The organism is Pseudomonas fluorescens (assembly GCF_001902145.1).
Taxonomy (GTDB): Bacteria; Pseudomonadota; Gammaproteobacteria; order Pseudomonadales; family Pseudomonadaceae; genus Aquipseudomonas; species Aquipseudomonas fluorescens_BV.
Genome location: NZ_MRST01000019.1, coordinates 251522 through 268222 on the forward strand (window position 1 = coordinate 251522; position 16701 = coordinate 268222).

The window sequence follows — 16701 nt, forward strand, 5'->3', positions numbered from 1 at the left end:
CTGACTAAGCTTATGTCCTGAGGGAGCCAACCCTCCCTCAGGCGTCTGTAATTACCTGCTGGTTTCAACTTGGAACACTCGACCTGGCGGTTTTCGAGCCGATCGTGTGTGCCTGGCGTTCAACGTCAGGCGGGAACGGATCTTCCCCAAGCGGGTGCTTGTACATCGATCGATCTCGAGGGGAGACCCTAATGAATTACAACTGGGACTGGGGCGTGTTCTTCAAGTCCACCGGCGTGGGCAGCGAGACTTATCTCGACTGGTACCTCTCCGGGCTGGGCTGGACCATCGCCATCGCTATCGTGGCATGGATTATCGCCTTGCTGCTGGGCTCCATTCTGGGGGTCATGCGCACTGTGCCAAACCGCATCGTATCGGGCATCGCGACCTGCTACGTGGAACTGTTTCGTAACGTGCCGCTGCTGGTACAGCTGTTCATCTGGTACTTCCTGGTACCGGATATGCTGCCGCAAAACCTGCAGGACTGGTACAAACAAGACCTGAACCCGACCACCTCGGCCTACCTGAGCGTCGTGGTGTGCCTGGGCCTGTTCACCGCCGCCCGTGTGTGTGAGCAAGTGCGTACCGGTATCCAGGCGCTGCCACGCGGCCAGGAATCCGCTGCGCGCGCCATGGGCTTCAAGCTGCCGCAGATCTACTGGAACGTGCTGCTGCCCCAGGCTTACCGCATCATCATTCCGCCGCTTACCTCGGAATTCCTCAACGTGTTCAAGAACTCCTCCGTGGCGTCCTTGATCGGCTTGATGGAACTGCTGGCGCAAACCAAACAGACCGCCGAGTTCTCGGCCAACCTGTTTGAAGCCTTCACCCTGGCCACGCTGATCTACTTCACCCTGAACATGAGCCTGATGCTGCTGATGCGCGTGGTCGAGAAGAAAGTCGCAGTGCCCGGCCTGATCTCCGTGGGGGGCAAATAATGGACTTCGATTTCAGCGGTATCATCCCTGCCATTCCAGGCCTGTGGAACGGCATGGTCATGACCTTGCAGTTGATGGTCATGGGCGTGGTCGGCGGCATCATCCTGGGTACGATCCTGGCGCTGATGCGCCTGTCGTCGAGCAAACTGCTGTCGCGCGTGGCCGGCGCCTATGTGAACTACTTCCGCTCGATCCCCTTGCTGCTGGTGATCACCTGGTTCTACCTGGCGGTGCCGTTCGTGCTGCGCTGGATCACAGGCGTTGACACGCCGATCGGCGCGTTCACCTCCTGCGTCGTGGCGTTCATGATGTTCGAAGCCGCGTACTTCTGCGAAATCGTACGAGCCGGCGTGCAGTCGATTCCCAAGGGCCAAATGGCGGCGGCACAAGCCATGGGCATGACCTACGGCCAGACCATGCGCCTGATCATCCTGCCCCAGGCGTTCCGCAAGATGACGCCGTTGCTGCTGCAACAGTCGATCATCCTGTTCCAGGACACCTCCCTGGTCTACACCGTGGGCCTGGTGGACTTCCTCAACTCCGCCCGCTCCAACGGCGACATCATCGGCCGCTCCAATGAGTTCCTGATCTTTGCCGGTGTCGTCTACTTCATCATCAGCTTTTCCGCCTCGCTGCTGGTCAAGCGTCTGCAAAAAAGGTTTGCCGTATGATCTCTATCAAGAACATCAACAAGTGGTATGGCGACTTCCAGGTGCTGACCGATTGCAGCACCGAGGTTAAAAAAGGCGAAGTGATCGTGGTGTGCGGGCCGTCCGGCTCGGGCAAATCCACCCTGATCAAGTGCGTCAACGCGCTGGAACCGTTCCAGAAGGGCGACATCGTGGTCGACGGCACCTCCATCGCCGACCCGAAGACCAACCTGCCAAAACTGCGTTCGCGCGTAGGCATGGTGTTCCAGCACTTCGAGCTGTTCCCGCATCTGACCATCACCGAAAACCTGACCATCGCGCAGATCAAGGTGCTGGGCCGCAGCAAGGAAGAAGCCACCAAGAAGGGCCTGCAACTGCTCGACCGCGTGGGCTTGTCGGCACACGCCCACAAGCACCCTGGCCAGCTCTCCGGCGGCCAGCAACAACGTGTGGCGATTGCCCGCGCCCTGGCCATGGACCCGATCGTCATGCTGTTCGACGAACCGACCTCGGCGCTGGACCCGGAAATGGTCAACGAAGTGCTCGACGTGATGGTGCAACTGGCCCACGAAGGCATGACCATGATGTGCGTGACCCACGAAATGGGCTTTGCGCGCAAAGTGGCCGACCGCGTGATCTTCATGGACGCCGGCAAGATCATCGAAGACTGCCCGAAAGAAGAGTTCTTCGGCGACATCAGCGCCCGCTCCGAGCGTGCGCAGCATTTTCTCGAGAAAATCCTGCAGCACTAAAAGCAACTCGCTCCTGCCCCTGTAGGAGCGAGCTTGCTCGCGAAAGACGACAACGATAACGCGTGTATCCAGGACTAACGCGCTGCCCTTGAGTTTTTCGCGAGCAAGCTCGCTCCTACAGCTGGCAGGCGAGAAGTAGCTGACCCAAGGCATCTGTGATGAAATGCGACCCCAATCAATATCGCGCCGCGCCGCCATCACTTGCCGTGAAGCCTCGTCTGATACGCCAACTGTTCCTGCCGCCGTTGATCATCGCCCTGATGGTCGGCCTGGGTTATATCGGCTTCTGGGTCAGTGACTACTACGGCATCCGCACCCTCAGCGACAATGGCGAACGCCAGTTGGAGCTGCACGCCCGCACCGTCGAAAGCGAACTGAGCAAGTACACCTACCTGCCCAGCCTGCTGGAACTGGAGTCCAGTGTTTCCCAACTGCTCGCCGACCCGAACCAGGAAACCCGCAAGACGGTCAACGACTACCTCGAAGGCCTGAACCGCCGCAGTCGCAGCCGCGCCATCTACGTGATGGACACCACCGGCCGCGTGCTGGCCACCAGTAACTGGCGCGATGCCGACAGTTACCAAGGTGAGGACCTGTCCTTTCGCGCCTATTTCCAGAACGCCGTACGCGGCCAGCCCGGTCGTTTCTACGGCATTGGCAGCACCAACGGCGAGCCCGGCTATTACCTGGCCCATGGCCTGGAAGAGCACGGCAAGATCATCGGTGTCGCCGTGGTCAAGGTGCGCCTCGAAGCCCTCGAAGAGCGCTGGCAGCGCGCCCGTCTCGAGGCGTTTGTGAGCGACGAGAACGGCATCATCATTTTGTCCAGTGACCCCGCGCGCCGCCTCAAGGCCGTACGCCCACTGAGCGATGACACCAAGGATCGCCTGGCCCACAGCCTGCAATATTACTGGGCAACGCTTAATGAACTGCAACCTCTGGCCCGCGAGCGCCTGAACGAAGGCACCGAGAAACTGACCTTCCCAGCCAACACCGAAGTGGTCAACGACCAGCACGCCGTCAGCTACCTGGCGCAGACCCGCCCGCTCAACGACACGCCGTGGAACTTCACCCTGCTCACCCCGCTCAATGACCTGCGCCGGGCCGCGATCAACCAGGGCATCCTGGTGGCCGTCGCCTTTGGCCTGGTCGCCTTCCTGCTGATTGCCTGGAACGAGCGGCGCAAGGTCATCGCCACTCGCCTCGCCGCACGGGAAGCCTTGCAGGAAGCCAACAGCCAGCTGGAGCGGCGGATTGCCGAACGCACCGCCGACCTGCGTGCCAGCAACGAACGGCTCAAGGGCCAGATCCGCGAACGACGCCAGGCCGAAGAAACCCTGCGCCGCGCCCAGGACGAACTGGTGCAGGCCGGCAAACTCGCCGCCATTGGCCAGATGTCCACCAGCATCGCCCACGAGCTGAACCAGCCGCTGGCGGCCTTGCGCACGTTGTCGGGCAACACCGTGCGCTTCCTTGAGCGCGGCGCCCTGGACACCGCCAGCACCAACCTCAAGACCATCAACGAACTGATCGACCGCATGGGCCGCATCACCGCCAGCCTGCGCTCGTTTGCCCGACGCGGTGACGACCAGGGCGAAGCCAGCCTCGGCAAGGCCGTGGACGCCGCGTTCCAGGTGCTCGGTGCACGCGTGGACGGCCTGCCGTTGACCTTGCACCGCGACTTCGCGCCGGCTCAATTGCAGATCGACCAAACCCGCCTGGAACAAATCCTGGTCAACCTGATCGGTAATGCTCTGGACGCGATGCAGGCGCAACCGGCGCCGCAGTTGTGGCTGGAGGGCCAAAGCGGCGACGGTAAATACCGCCTGCGAGTGCGTGATAACGGCCACGGCATCGACCCAGAGACGCGCAAGCATTTGTTCGAACCCTTCTTCACCACCAAGCCCGGCGAACAAGGCCTGGGCCTGGGCCTGACCCTGTCCGCAAGCCTCGCGGCCGCAACCGGCGGCAGCCTTGCCGTGGAACATCCGGCCGATGGTGGTACCGCCTTTGTCCTGAACCTGCCATTGGTGGGCGCTCAACGAGCTGAGTCGACATGAATACACAAGCCCAAGACCTTACTGTCCTGATCGTCGAAGACGACCCCCATGTACTGCTCGGTTGCCAGCAAGCACTGGCGCTCGAAGACATTACCAGCGTCGGCGTGGGCAGCGCCGAAGAAGCGCTCAAGCGTATCGGCGAGAACTTTGCTGGCATTGTCATCAGTGATATTCGCCTGCCGGGCATCGATGGCCTGGAACTGCTGACCCGCCTCAAGGCGCTGGATAAAAGCCTGCCGGTGGTGTTGATCACCGGGCATGGCGATATCTCCATGGCGGTTGGCGCCATGCGTAACGGCGCCTACGACTTCATGGAGAAACCCTTCTCGCCCGAACGCCTGGTGGACGTGGCACGCCGCGCCCTGGAACAACGCGGGCTGGCGCGGGAAGTCTGGTCGCTACGCCGACAACTGGCCGAACGCGACTCGCTGGAAGGCCGCATCATCGGCCGCTCGCCGGCCATGCAGAACCTGCGCGAACTGATTGCCAATGTCGCCGACACCTCGGCCAACGTGCTGATCGAGGGCGAGACCGGCACCGGCAAGGAACTGGTCGCGCGCTGCCTGCATGATTTCAGCCGGCGCCATACCCACCAGTTCGTCGCGCTCAACTGCGGTGGCCTGCCGGAAAACCTGTTTGAAAGCGAGATTTTTGGCCACGAGGCCAACGCCTTCACCGGTGCCGGCAAACGTCGCATCGGCAAGATCGAGCATGCCCATCAAGGCACGCTGTTCCTCGATGAAGTAGAGAGCATGCCGATCAACCTGCAGATCAAATTGCTGCGGGTGCTGCAAGAACGCACGTTGGAACGCCTGGGTTCGAACCAGAGCGTGGCGGTGGATTGCCGGGTAATCGCTGCCACCAAATCCGACCTCGACGAACTGAGCCGCGCCAGCCAGTTCCGCAGCGACCTGTACTACCGCCTCAACGTGGTCACCCTGGAACTGCCACCTTTGCGCGAGCGCCGTGAAGACATCCTGCAACTGTTCGAACACTTCCTGCAGCAATCGTCACTACGCTTCGACCGGGCGGTGCCGGAGCTGGACAACCAGACCCTGTCCAGCCTGATGAGCCACGACTGGCCGGGCAACGTGCGTGAGCTACGCAACGTCGCCGAACGTTTCGCCCTGGGCCTGCCCGCCTTCAAGAAAAGCGGCGCCGGCAGCGGCAACCAAGGGGTTGCCTTTACCGAGGCGGTGGAAGCCTTTGAGCGCAACCTGCTCAACGACGCACTGCAACGCAGCGGCGGCAACCTGACCCAAGCCAGCCAGGAACTGGGGATGGCCAAGACCACCCTGTTCGACAAGGTCAAGAAATACGGGTTGAGTCACTGATGGATCTGTTCTTGAAGGCTGCGCTTGGCGCCGCAGTGGTGCTGATCCTGGCGGCGCTGGCCAAGACCAGAAACTATTACATCGCAGGCTTGGTGCCGCTGTTTCCCACTTTTGCGCTGATCGCCCATTACATCGTCGGTAAAGGCCGAACGGTTGCGGAATTGAAGACCACGATCCTGTTCGGGATGTGGTCGATCATTCCGTACTTTGTGTATTTGGCGACGCTGTATGTGATGGTGGACCGGATGCGGCTTGAGGCATCGCTGGCAGTCGCTGCCGTGGCCTGGTTGATGGCCGCGACCGTGCTGGTCAGCGTCTGGGTACGCCTCCACACCTGACACAACGCGGTTAAACAGGTGGGATCGCCCTTTGTAGGAGCGAGCTTGCTCGCGAGAAACTCACAGGCGCCGCGTTTATTCAGGAAGCACGCGTTATCGTTGACGTTTTTCGCGAGCAAGCTCGCTCCTACAACATGTTTAATCACAGTGTGTCAGCGGACTATTTTATCGACCTGAATCCCGAGCTTCTTCAAGCGGTACCAGAAGCTGCGCTCGGAAATCCCGATCCGCTGCGCCGCCGCGGCCTGCACCCCATTGCTCTCCTGCAACGCTGCCAGAATGTAGGCTTTCTCCACCTCGGCCAGCGCTGCATCCAGATCCTGAGGTACGCCCGGCCCTTCGCTGAGGATCGCGGTCACATCGCCCTCGCTCGGTTTGGAAGCAAACAGATACCCCGGCAAATCAATATCCTCGATCACCGATGAAGCCGCCACGATGGTTGCGCGCTCCACACAGTTTTGCAGCTCGCGGATATTGCCCGGCCAGTGATACGCAGCCATGGCCTGCAACGCCTCCGGACTGAAACCGGTGATGCGTTTGCCGGTGGTCGCGCTCAGGGTGTGGGCGAAGTGGCGCGCCAGGGGCGCGATGTCTTCCACGCGTTCGCGCAAGGACGGCAACGGAATCGGGAAGACATTGAGGCGGTAATACAGGTCTTCGCGAAACTCCTTGGCCGCCACCGCATCCAGCAGGTTCTTGTTGGTGGCGGCAATTACCCGTACATCCACCTTGCGCTCTCGGGGGTCGCCTACCGGCTCGATAACCCTCTCCTGCAAGGCGCGCAGAATCTTGGCCTGCAAAGCCAAGGGCATATCCCCCACCTCATCCAGAAACAGCGTGCCCTTGTCGGCCTGCATGAAGCGCCCTACCCGGTCAGCCACGGCGCCGGTGAACGCGCCTTTGCGATGGCCAAACATCTCGCTTTCCAGCAGGCCTTCAGGAATGGCCGCGCAATTGACCGCCACGAAAGGTTGGTCGGCACGGCTGCCATGCTTGTGGATGGCGCGGGCGACCATTTCCTTGCCGGTGCCGCTTTCGCCGGTCAGCAGGATGGTGGCGTTGCTGTCGCGCACCGAATCCACCGCCTGAAGCACCTGCCGAAACGCCGGGCTGTCGCCCACCAGGCTGTCGAACTGCGCATGTTCGTCCAGCTCGGCGCGCATGCGCGCGTTGTCGCGCATGATGTCGCGAAATTGCAGGGCCTTGGTCACGGTGATGTCCAACTCGTCGATGTCGAACGGCTTGGCAATGTAGTCATAGGCACCGTTACGCATCGACTGCACGGCGTTTTTTACCGTGCTGTAGGCCGTCATCACGATCACCGGCACATGGGGATAGCGCACCTTGATCTCGGCCAAAAGAGCCGGCCCGTCCATGCCCGGCATGCGCCAGTCGCTGATGACCAGGTCGATGTCCTCCTCGCCCAGCACCTTGAGCGCATGCAGGCCATTGCCCGCGCTGAACACCTGGATGCCGTTCTGGCTCAAGGCCTGGGTCAGCAGATCACAGAGCTTGGGCTCGTCGTCGACCACCAATACGTTATGCGTCATGCCCGTCCTCATCTTCACCGTCGTCTTCACCGTCAGCCGGAATGTACAGGCTGAAGGTCGCGCCGGCATCTTTCTCACTGGCGCATTCGATGCTGCCGTCGTGACTTTCCATGATCGAATAGACTTTGGCCAGGCCTAAACCTGTGCCCGAGGCCTTGGTGGTGACGAATGGCGTGAAGATGCGTTCCACCATGTCCGCCGGGATGCCTTCGCCGGTATCAGCAATGCTGATCAGGGTGTTGTCACCCACGCTGCGAATGCCCAGGGTCAGGCGCCCGCCGTCGGGCATCGCATCGATGGCGTTGAGAATCAGGTTGAGACAGGCCTGTTTGAGCTGCTTGGCATCGGCGTAGATCGTCGCGCCAGGCGCCTGGTCGTCGATCTGCGCGTCAATGCGATGGCTACTCAGCTCCGGGCCGCAAAAACCGAGGATTTCGTCCACCAGGGCGCGTGCCGGTTGCTGCACGCGTATCGGCGGGTTGGGCTTGGCGAAATCGAGGAACTCGGTAATCAGGTCGTTGATGCGGCTGACCTCGCTGATGACGTATTCCAGGTGACGCTTGTCGGTTTCCGCCAGGTCGGCGCGCCGATGCAACAGTTGGGTGGCGGTCTTGATGATGCCCAATGGGTTGCGAATTTCGTGGGCCAGCCCCATGGCGACTTCACCCAGGGCATGCAAGCGGTCACGCCGACGCAGTTGGGCTTCCAGATGATGCAACTCGCCCAGGCGTTCGGTCATGTGGTTGAAGGTGCTGCTCAATTGCGCCAGTTCGTCACCGCCACTGACCACCACACGGTGCGCATAACTGCCCGAGATCACTGCATCCACGCCCTGGGACAAATCGCGCAGGGGCTTGGTCAGGCGCCGCGACACCAGCAAGCCGGCCGCCAGTGACAGCGCCGAGCTGACCAGGAAGATCAGCACGAACAGATTGCTCTGGTTCACCAACCCCACCAGGCTGGTATGGCGTAGCAGGCCGCTGAAGATCACGCCTTGCAACTCGCCGGCATCATTGAAAATCGGCCAATACAGACCGCTGTACTGGTTAGTGAACTGCTCGCTGGGCTGCTTGGTGCTGCGCAGGTAGGCCTCGACATTCTTGGGGATGCGCGAGGGGTGATTGGCGAAGCGCTGGGTGGAAAATATCTCGGAAAAACCTGCAGGGTTGGCCAGGTACAAACGCAGGTCGAGGGAATGCACATCGGCCACGCTGGTGAGGAAACTGCTGTCCAGGTAAGTGGCGACCAGCAACAGGTAATCAACGCCGTCACGGCTGGTTTCGAAGGTGGACACCACCAGGCCCGTGCTCACGCCGGCGACTTGCACGGTTTGCAGCACCGCGTTGCTGGTGAGGTTGATCTGCCTGACGATGTCATCGGCGGCCGTGCTGAACATCACTTTACGGTCGCTGGTGCGAATCAGCGCGACCACGTCGATATCGGTGGCATCGGCAATGTCAGCGGTGAGCCGGTCATGCCGCTCGGCATTTTTGGACGACGGCGGGCTGGTGTAGCGCAGGAACAGCTTGGCCATGCGCGCGTTGTCGTGAAGGATGTCGCCGATTTCGTCCTTGACGATCTTGGTCGACTCTTGCAGCCAGATACGCACGTTGCTGTCGAAAATCTGCGACAGCGTGGTGGCGGCCAGCTCAGCCGCGATCATGGTGGGAATCACGCTGACCAGCCAGAACGCCAGCACCAGCTTGCGCTGGACGCTCCAACGCGAGATGGCAAAGGGGCGGGCTTTCTGGCGGGTCTTGGTAATCATCAGGTTTCGCTTATCGCAGCAGCCATGGCAGGGTCGGAACGATCCGGTCGAATAAACAGTTTTACAAGCGTGAGCAGGCCGTTGACCAGCCGATTGCGGTGGCGGAAGAACAGGCTGTTGCCCTCGAACTCGCACCCCAGGCGCAGTTTACTGGCATACCCGGCCTGGCCGCACTCGTACAGCGGAATATGGTGTTCAATACAGTAGTCGACATTGGTCAACCAACTGCGGAAGTACAGGTTGTACTCGCGGCTGAACTCCAGGTCATGGCCAAAGAACTTGTCCACCAGCCGATGCTCATCCAGCAAGATAAGGTTGAACGCCACCAGGCGCTCGTCCACCCAGTACAGAACACAGACCGCCCGCTCGTGCAGGTGTTCGAGCACACCCGTGAAGTAACCGGCGGGCAGGCGTTCGAACTGCAAGTCTGCACGTGTGAGCGTGGCTTCATACAGGCGCATGACCTCGGGCAGCACGTCATCGATATTGCGCCGCCACTCGACCCGCGGCCCTGGTGCGCGCAGTTTGCGGCGCAGGTCCTTGCGCGTCGATTTGCCCAGCGAACCCAGGTAGGCATCCACCGAGCCATAAGGCAGCGGCAACACCCCTGTGGGCAAGCTGGGCATGCTTTGAAAGCCTGCGGTAAGGCAGCTCTGGGCCCAATGCGGGTCGTTGGTGGGCGCATCCTTGACCGCCAGCAAGCCGATACCGAGCGCGTCGGCATCGCTGCGCGCAGCCGCCAGTAACTGCTGCAACAGCAACGGGCGCCGGGATTCGGGCACATGGCTGGCGACACCGGCATCACAGCGTTCAGCCACCGGCGAACCGATGGCGTACAACGCCAGTTGCAAAACGCCAGGCCACAGCCGCTCCAGGCGCTCGGTCAAGCGTTTGCCGCCCCCCGACACCGTGGTGTCGAGGCGATAATGGGTGATGAACGCGGCAGCCACGGCCACCAGCGTGTCATCCTCGAAGACCGCGAGGTAACGCCACTGAAAGTCATCGATCGCGGCGTTTTCCACGGCCAGGTAATAGTCCCAATCCTCCAGGGCACCGGGAAAACAGTCGTTCCAGGCATCGCGCTGGATAGCCCGGATGGTCGGGTAGGCTTGGGTGGTTATCACAGTTTTTCCTTATCAACACCGCTCTACTGTAGGAGCGAGCTTGCTCGCGAAAACCGAACAGACACCGCGTTCAAACTGGCAGTACGCGTTATCGTTAACGACCTTCGCGAGCAAGCTCGCTCCTACAAGTAACTAATCACGCCACGCGATTGAGTTGCACTGCGTGCTGCTCGACAAACCCGGCACTCAACTCGATCACCCGCCGGTACTGCAAATCGACCGTGATCATGTGGTAGCAGTTGTCCAACAGGATCTTGGTCACCGGCCCACCGAGGTGGCGCTCCACGTAATCGGCGTTCCAGCGGCTGGTGATGTCGTCCTCGATGGAGTGCAGCACCAGCGCCGGCACGTTGATCTGGGGCATGCGTCTCTTGACCACGGCGTTCATGCGATGCAGCTCGCGCACGGTGATGCCTTCCATGGTCAGCAAACCCGCCTCGCTGCTCTCGCCTTCCTTCATCTGCCGCTCGACGATGGCCCGCAGGCGCTCGTTCTTGATGCCGTAGGGCGGCTTCTCTTCGAAGCTGCAAATGTGCACGCCGAATGGGATCCTCATCAGCAAGGGCGTGAGGAACGCCAGCTTGTTAATGCTCCAGCCGTCGTACTTCAAGGTGGTGGAATACATCAGCAGCCCGGCGACTTGCCCTGGGTGTTCAGATGCGACATACATCGACATCACCGCCCCCATGGATAAGCCACCGACGAACACCTGCTCGTGGCGTTGCCTGACCTGTACGAAGGTCTTGCGCACGCCTTCGTACCAGTCCAGCCAACCGGTGGCTTGCAGGTCGCTGTTGTCGCCGCAGTGCCCGGCCAACGTCGGCACATACACCGTGCAGTTACCCGCCTTGGCCAGGCCCTTGGCAACCTGGCGCAATTCCGTCGGGGTGCCGGTCAGGCCGTGGATCAACAGGATCCCGACCGGACCATCACCGAGAACGAAACCGGCAGTGCCTTCACCGAGGTCGATCCCTTGAGCATTCACCGCGTGGTCGCTCGCACCAGCAGTTGCTCCAGCAACTTCAGGCCCAGGTCGATTTCCGGGTAGCTGATTTCCAGGGACGGGGCCAGGGTGATCACGTTCTTGTAGTAACCGCCTACGTCGAGGATCAGCCCGAGCTTCTGGCCGTCTACCACCATGTCGCCTTTCATGCCTTCTTCGACCATGTAGTCCAGGGTCGCCTTGTCCGGGGTGAAGCCATCCGGCCCACAGATTTCGCAGCGCAGCGCCAGGCCCAGGCCATCGACGTCGCCGATGATCGGGAAGCGTTTCTGCAAGTCTTGCAGGCCTTCCAGGAAGTATTTGCCCTTGGCCATGACCATGGCGCCGTAGTCGACTTCGCTGGTCATCTTGAACATTTCCAGGCCCACCGCCGTGCCCAGCGGGTTGGAAGCGAAGGTGGAGTGGGTCGAACCTGGCGGGAACACCGTCGGGTTGATCAACTCTTCACGGGCCCAGATGCCGCCCAGTGGGTTGAGGCCATTGGTCAATGCCTTGCCGAACACGATCACGTCCGGTTGTACGTCGAAGTGCTCGATCGACCAGAGCTTACCGGTGCGGTAGAAGCCCATCTGGATTTCATCGGACACCATCAGGATGCCGTGCTGGTCCAGTACGTGCTTGAGTTCGCGATAGAAGTTCATTGGCGGGATCACGTAGCCGCCGGTGCCCTGAATCGGCTCGACGTAGAAGGCCGCGTATTCGCACTGATTGGTTTTCGGGTCCCAGACACCGTTGTACTCGGTCTCGAACAAGCGGGCGAACTGCTGCACGCAGTGGCTGCCATATTCTTCCTTGGTCATGCCCTTCGGGCCACGGAAGTGGTACGGGAATGGAATGAAGTTGGCGCGCTCGCCGAAGTGGCCATAGCGACGACGATAGCGGAAGCTGGAAGTGATCGACGAGGCGCCGAGCGTGCGGCCGTGGTAGCCGCCTTCGAAGGCAAACATCAGGCTCTTGCCGTTGCTGGCGTTACGCACCACCTTCAGGGAGTCTTCAATCGATTGCGAACCGCCGACGTTGAAGTGCACACGACCGTCGAGGCCGAACTTGTTCTTGGCATCGACGGCGATCATTTCCGACAGCTCGATCTTGCCTTTGTGCAGGTACTGGCTGGCGATTTGCGGCAGGGTGTCGATCTGCTTTTTCAGCGCGTTGTTCAGGCGCGGGTTGGCATAGCCGAAGTTGACGGCCGAGTACCACATTTGCAGGTCGAGGTAGGCCTGGTCTTCGGTGTCCCACACATAGGAGCCTTCGCAGCGGCTGAAAATACGCGGCGGCTCGATGTAGTGAACGGTGTCGCCGTAGGAGCAGTACTTGGCTTCTTTATCCAGGAGAACCTGGTCTTCGGCGGTAGCAATACGGATATCAGACATGATGGAAGAGTTCCTGATTGTCAGAAGAGGTGTTGAAGGTGGTGGCGTTGGCGGCGATGCCTTGGGGCAGCTTGGCCAGTAACGCCGGCACTTGCGCAAAGGTGTCGAAGCGCGCATGAGGAATCTGGTGGGCGACGCAGTAGTCGGCGAGGCTGCCCTTGGCGAACACGAAGTCGGCGGTGGAGGCCACGCACATGTCGGACTTGCCATCGCCAATCACCAACACGCGCTTGTTGCGCGGCGTGGATTTGCACTTGCAGTTGCCGGCAGCGGCGCGGCAGGCATCGCTGGCATACGGGAAGTCGATGCGCCAGCTGTCCTGGTCGACCTGGCGCAGGCGGTTGGCGAGGATCGGCAACAGGGTCACGTAGTTGCGCGAGAGGATGCGGGCAATGCCCTGCTCGATGCCGTCGCTGACCACTTCGATGGAAGCACCCAGGCCCATGACGTGATCGACGAAATCCGGGAAGTCCGGGTCGATCTCGACGCTGTCGAAGTACGCCAGCAGTTCAGCCGGGGTCGCCTTGATCAGCGCCAGTTGGCGGCTCAGGCATTCGCGTGAACCGATGTGCCCATCCAGCCATTCCTGTTCGATGGTTTCCCACTCGGGGCCGGCGAAGCGTTGGAGGACGTTGTCGATGACATCGGTGGGAGTAATGGTCCCGTCGAAGTCACACACGATATGCCAGTTGATCATCTGCCTTTCCTTTAGGTAAAGGGCCTTGGAGGAGCGCGCTGTATGCGCTTGCCAAGGGATAGAGCAGGGACTGTGCCAACTGACCAAAACCCCGCAGGGCTGGGGGCTGAGGCGAAATGCGCAGCGATAGGTGTCGCAGGAGCTACAATTTTTGTAGCTTGCTACAAACAACATGAGTGCTTGCGCAGGCGCGTCGGTTTGCGCGTTCATGCGCGCCTGCCCACCTTCAGGAAATATCCCCATGTCCAAGCTCGCTGCTGCTGTATTCACCGGTTTACTTGGAGGGTGGGGCCTGTGCAGTGCCGCGTGGGCAGAGGGCATCACGGGCGACGTGGGCGCTGGTCTCAGCTATCAGCCCCACGACCCCAGCGGCAGCCGCTACGAAACCCGGCCTGTGCCGTACCTGGACCTGGATTGGGGCGACGTCAGCCTGAGCACCGATGACGGCCTTACCTGGAGCGCCCTGGATACCCACGGCCTTACCGCTGGCCCCTATATCAACTACCTGCCGGGGCGTACCTCCAACGGCGAGTTGCAGGGCCTGCGCAACGTGTCGGACATGGCCGAAGTGGGCGGTTTCGTCCAATACGCCCCGGCCAATTTCTGGCGGGTTTATGCGCAATTGGGCCAGGCCGTGGGCGGCGGGCATTCCCAGAGCGGCGCCCTGGGTAAAATCGGCGGCGAACTGGGTTACCCCGTGGGTGGCGGGATTATCGGCAGCAATGGCCTGGTTGCGCATTTTGCCGATGCACGCCAGGCCAATACCTTCTTCGGTGTGGACGACAACGAAGCTGTCGCTTCAGGCTTGCGGCCTTATAACGCGAGTGGCGGCTTGCAGAATGTGACGCTGAGCCAAAGCTTCGCCTTCCCCCTGGCGTCCCACTGGGCACTGCTGACCAGCGCCAGCTGGGTACGCCTGGCGGGGTCGGCGGCCAAGAGCAGCATCGTCAAGGAGGCAGGCCATGTGAATCAGGGCCAGGTGCAGACGGCGATCAGCTACACCTTCGACTGAATCACCTGGGAGCAAAATGTGGGAGCGGGCTTGCTCGCGAAAGCAGTGTGTCAGTCACCCGATGCTTCACTGATCCACCGCATTCGCGAGCAAGCCCGCTCCCACATTGAGCCTGTGTTTCATAGCACTATCTTCAGTGTTCTTCGCCCTCAGCCAACAGCGCGATACCCCCGATAATCACCACCACGCCCACCCAATGCAACACGCTGATGTGCTCCCCCAACCCCAGCCAAGAGCCCAGCAGCACCGCCACAAACACCAGCGAACTCAGCGGAAACGCCAGGGACAAACTGCTACGCCGCAGGATCAGCATCCACACAAAAAACGCACCCAGATAGCTGGCAATCGCCGCCAGAATTCCCGGGTTGCGCGCCACGTCCGCCAGCCATTGCCAACTGAAGTCCATCGGCCCCAATTGATCGCCGGCCACCTTGGTGAACAACTGCCCGGCGCTTTCGGTGGCGATCAGCAGTGCCCATAGCACCAGGGTGCCAAGCCGCCCATGCAACCAGCCTGTATCGATTGTCTGCGTCGTCATGCCTGGCTCCCCGCAATCGCCACCAACATTACGCCCAAGGTAATCACCAGCGTGCCCGCCCAACGCCGGGGGCTGACGGTTTCCTTGAGCACTACCCTGCCCGCCAGTACCACCAGGCAATACGCCAATGCCGCCAGCGGAAACAACAGACTCAACGGTGCACGGGACAAGGCCTCGAGCCAGACGAAAAACTCAATCACATAGGCCCCGACGCCGGCCCACAACAGCGGCGCATTGAACACCTGGCCCCAGAAGGCACGCAGGCGAAAGCCGCCATCGAGCTGTGGCAAACGGTCTACGCCCAACTTGAAACACAACTGGCCAATCACATCGAGGACTATGGAAAACGCCAGTAACAACACCACGGTCAGGGTCACGGGAACAGCTCCTCAAACAGGTCGATCAAGGCTTCATTGGTTGCGGCGTTGCGCTGCAAGTCTTGCGGGCTCCAGCGCTCCGGTGGCGGCTGGTCGGACTTGGCTTCCCAGCGCTTGAACGCGTTGCTGAATGCCGGCGCAGCGAATTCCCCGCAAATGTCGATGCCGATGATGCGTTTACGCGCCGCCAGCGCCCGCAGGGCCTGGAGCAAATGGGCCAGGCGCATGCCGCCCTGGTCCCAGTTGGTGGCGGCGTCTTCACTGGCCAGCACATCTTTGTCGATGGTGATCCAGATCGCCTCGGTGGGCAGGCTGGCAATCATCTGGTCGAGGAAGGCGCCCCAGTCCAGGTCCGCCAGGTTGCGCCAATGCAGGTGGTTTTCCTGTTGCTGGTGGCCGGCGCCGTCCCCCACCCGGCCCCAGACCTTGGACGGCGGATGCTGCCAGGGAAACAACTGCAAACGCCCGCGCTTGAGGGCGCCAAGGTTGCCGCCGCGCAGTTGCGGGTTATGCAGGTCATCGCTGCACGGGCCAAGAGTGACGATGCGTTGGATCGCCGGCATCTTCAATGCCCGGTTGACCCACGAACCGCAGTGCCGCTTGGGTGCAAAGCGCACCCAGTCGGGGTGGTTGTCGAAGTGGATCAGGCTGACAGGCTCTTTGAGGTCGGCCAAAAACGCCGGCGTAAGGTGGTGATAATCGCCGGAGCCGACAAACAGGATTTCCGGGCGCGCGTCACGGGGCCGTGGCCGTTGGGCCAGGCGCTCGACGAAACGCTTCCAGGTTTTTTCGGTGGACCACAAACGCAATTTCGGGCCCAGGTCCAGCAGGTCCAGGCGCGTGGCCAGACCGCTGGCCAACCGCCGGGCAATCGGTGCCTGGCCGGTGAGGCTGTGGTCAAGGTCAAGAATGTTCAAGGTAAGTTTCACCCCTAATGGCAGCGCCCAACCGCAGGCCGGTTGGGCTTTAGGGGGGTAATGCAAGGGATGGGCCAGCGCTTGGATGAGCGCCATTTTTGCAAACAATGAGTATCAAGTGTGGGAGCTGGCTTGCCTGCGATACAACTTCGGCACGACGCTAAATCTGTGGCGAGGGAGCTTGCTCCCGTGACGATTAGACAGCCGACGCCTATCTACCTGACACACCACGATCAAACTGTGGGAGCGGGCTTGCTCGCGAAGGCGGCC

The 16701-nt window shown here is 61.1% G+C and carries 16 protein-coding genes; 7 read left to right on the top strand and 9 right to left on the bottom strand.

Features of this window, described 5'->3' with window-relative positions; translation table 11 throughout:
- Window positions 1-191: 191 nt before the first annotated feature.
- The 6 genes from BUE92_RS07240 (at window position 192) to BUE92_RS07265 (ending at window position 6072) form a co-directional block, all read left to right on the top strand.
- Entirely contained in the window at window positions 192-938 is a 747-nt protein-coding gene (locus BUE92_RS07240) for an amino acid ABC transporter permease (RefSeq protein WP_073522798.1), read from the top strand.
- Entirely contained in the window at window positions 938-1609 is a 672-nt protein-coding gene (locus BUE92_RS07245; RefSeq protein WP_073522799.1) for an amino acid ABC transporter permease, read from the top strand. The genes BUE92_RS07240 and BUE92_RS07245 overlap by 1 nt, the downstream gene beginning before the upstream one ends.
- Window positions 1606-2340, top strand: a complete 735-nt coding sequence (locus BUE92_RS07250; RefSeq protein WP_003188952.1) for an amino acid ABC transporter ATP-binding protein — start codon at window positions 1606-1608, stop codon at window positions 2338-2340. The genes BUE92_RS07245 and BUE92_RS07250 overlap by 4 nt, the downstream gene beginning before the upstream one ends.
- 158 nt (window positions 2341-2498) lie before the next feature.
- Entirely contained in the window at window positions 2499-4400 is a 1902-nt protein-coding gene (locus BUE92_RS07255; RefSeq protein WP_073522800.1) for a sensor histidine kinase, read from the top strand.
- Complete coding sequence (locus BUE92_RS07260; protein ID WP_034126459.1) at window positions 4397-5734, top strand: sigma-54-dependent transcriptional regulator; 1338 nt, start codon at window positions 4397-4399, stop codon at window positions 5732-5734. Before BUE92_RS07255 ends, BUE92_RS07260 begins: the two co-directional genes overlap by 4 nt.
- Window positions 5734-6072, top strand: coding sequence for a GlpM family protein (locus BUE92_RS07265; RefSeq protein WP_073522801.1), 339 nt, complete (start codon window positions 5734-5736; stop codon window positions 6070-6072). Before BUE92_RS07260 ends, BUE92_RS07265 begins: the two co-directional genes overlap by 1 nt.
- Before the next feature lie 152 nt (window positions 6073-6224).
- Here the strand turns inward: BUE92_RS07265 and BUE92_RS07270 are convergent, their stop codons facing one another.
- From BUE92_RS07270 to BUE92_RS07295, 6 genes are all read right to left on the bottom strand, one after another.
- Window positions 6225-7622 (bottom strand): sigma-54-dependent transcriptional regulator, encoded by a 1398-nt coding sequence (locus BUE92_RS07270; RefSeq protein ID WP_073522803.1) that lies wholly within the window; start codon window positions 7620-7622, stop codon window positions 6225-6227.
- On the bottom strand, window positions 7612-9390 hold the full coding sequence (locus BUE92_RS07275) for a sensor histidine kinase (protein WP_073522805.1): 1779 nt from the start codon (window positions 9388-9390) through the stop codon (window positions 7612-7614). Before BUE92_RS07275 ends, BUE92_RS07270 begins: the two co-directional genes overlap by 11 nt.
- Window positions 9390-10514 (bottom strand): GNAT family N-acetyltransferase, encoded by a 1125-nt coding sequence (locus BUE92_RS07280; protein ID WP_073522807.1) that lies wholly within the window; start codon window positions 10512-10514, stop codon window positions 9390-9392. The genes BUE92_RS07275 and BUE92_RS07280 overlap by 1 nt, the downstream gene beginning before the upstream one ends.
- A gap of 136 nt (window positions 10515-10650) precedes the next feature.
- The gene (locus BUE92_RS07285; protein WP_073522809.1) at window positions 10651-11499 is read right to left on the bottom strand and encodes an alpha/beta hydrolase; all 849 of its coding nucleotides are present in this window, start codon (window positions 11497-11499) and stop codon (window positions 10651-10653) included.
- Complete coding sequence (locus BUE92_RS07290) at window positions 11496-12890, bottom strand: aspartate aminotransferase family protein (protein ID WP_073522811.1); 1395 nt, start codon at window positions 12888-12890, stop codon at window positions 11496-11498. Before BUE92_RS07290 ends, BUE92_RS07285 begins: the two co-directional genes overlap by 4 nt.
- The gene (locus BUE92_RS07295; protein ID WP_073522813.1) at window positions 12883-13587 is read right to left on the bottom strand and encodes an MtnX-like HAD-IB family phosphatase; all 705 of its coding nucleotides are present in this window, start codon (window positions 13585-13587) and stop codon (window positions 12883-12885) included. Before BUE92_RS07295 ends, BUE92_RS07290 begins: the two co-directional genes overlap by 8 nt.
- Before the next feature lie 241 nt (window positions 13588-13828).
- On the opposite strand from BUE92_RS07295, the gene BUE92_RS07300 reads away from it, so the two are divergent.
- Entirely contained in the window at window positions 13829-14599 is a 771-nt protein-coding gene (locus tag BUE92_RS07300) for a MipA/OmpV family protein (RefSeq protein ID WP_073522815.1), read from the top strand.
- A gap of 133 nt (window positions 14600-14732) precedes the next feature.
- Here the strand turns inward: BUE92_RS07300 and BUE92_RS07305 are convergent, their stop codons facing one another.
- Genes BUE92_RS07305 through BUE92_RS07315 form a run of 3 tightly spaced genes read right to left on the bottom strand, consistent with a single transcriptional unit; the run spans window position 14733 to window position 16431 of the window.
- The gene (locus tag BUE92_RS07305; RefSeq protein WP_073522818.1) at window positions 14733-15137 is read right to left on the bottom strand and encodes an EamA family transporter; all 405 of its coding nucleotides are present in this window, start codon (window positions 15135-15137) and stop codon (window positions 14733-14735) included.
- A complete protein-coding gene (locus BUE92_RS07310; RefSeq protein WP_073522820.1) occupies window positions 15134-15514 on the bottom strand; it encodes an EamA family transporter in 381 nt (126 codons plus the stop codon). The genes BUE92_RS07305 and BUE92_RS07310 overlap by 4 nt, the downstream gene beginning before the upstream one ends.
- Window positions 15511-16431 (bottom strand): arginase, encoded by a 921-nt coding sequence (locus BUE92_RS07315; RefSeq protein WP_073522824.1) that lies wholly within the window; start codon window positions 16429-16431, stop codon window positions 15511-15513. Before BUE92_RS07315 ends, BUE92_RS07310 begins: the two co-directional genes overlap by 4 nt.
- Window positions 16432-16701 lie beyond the last annotated feature (270 nt).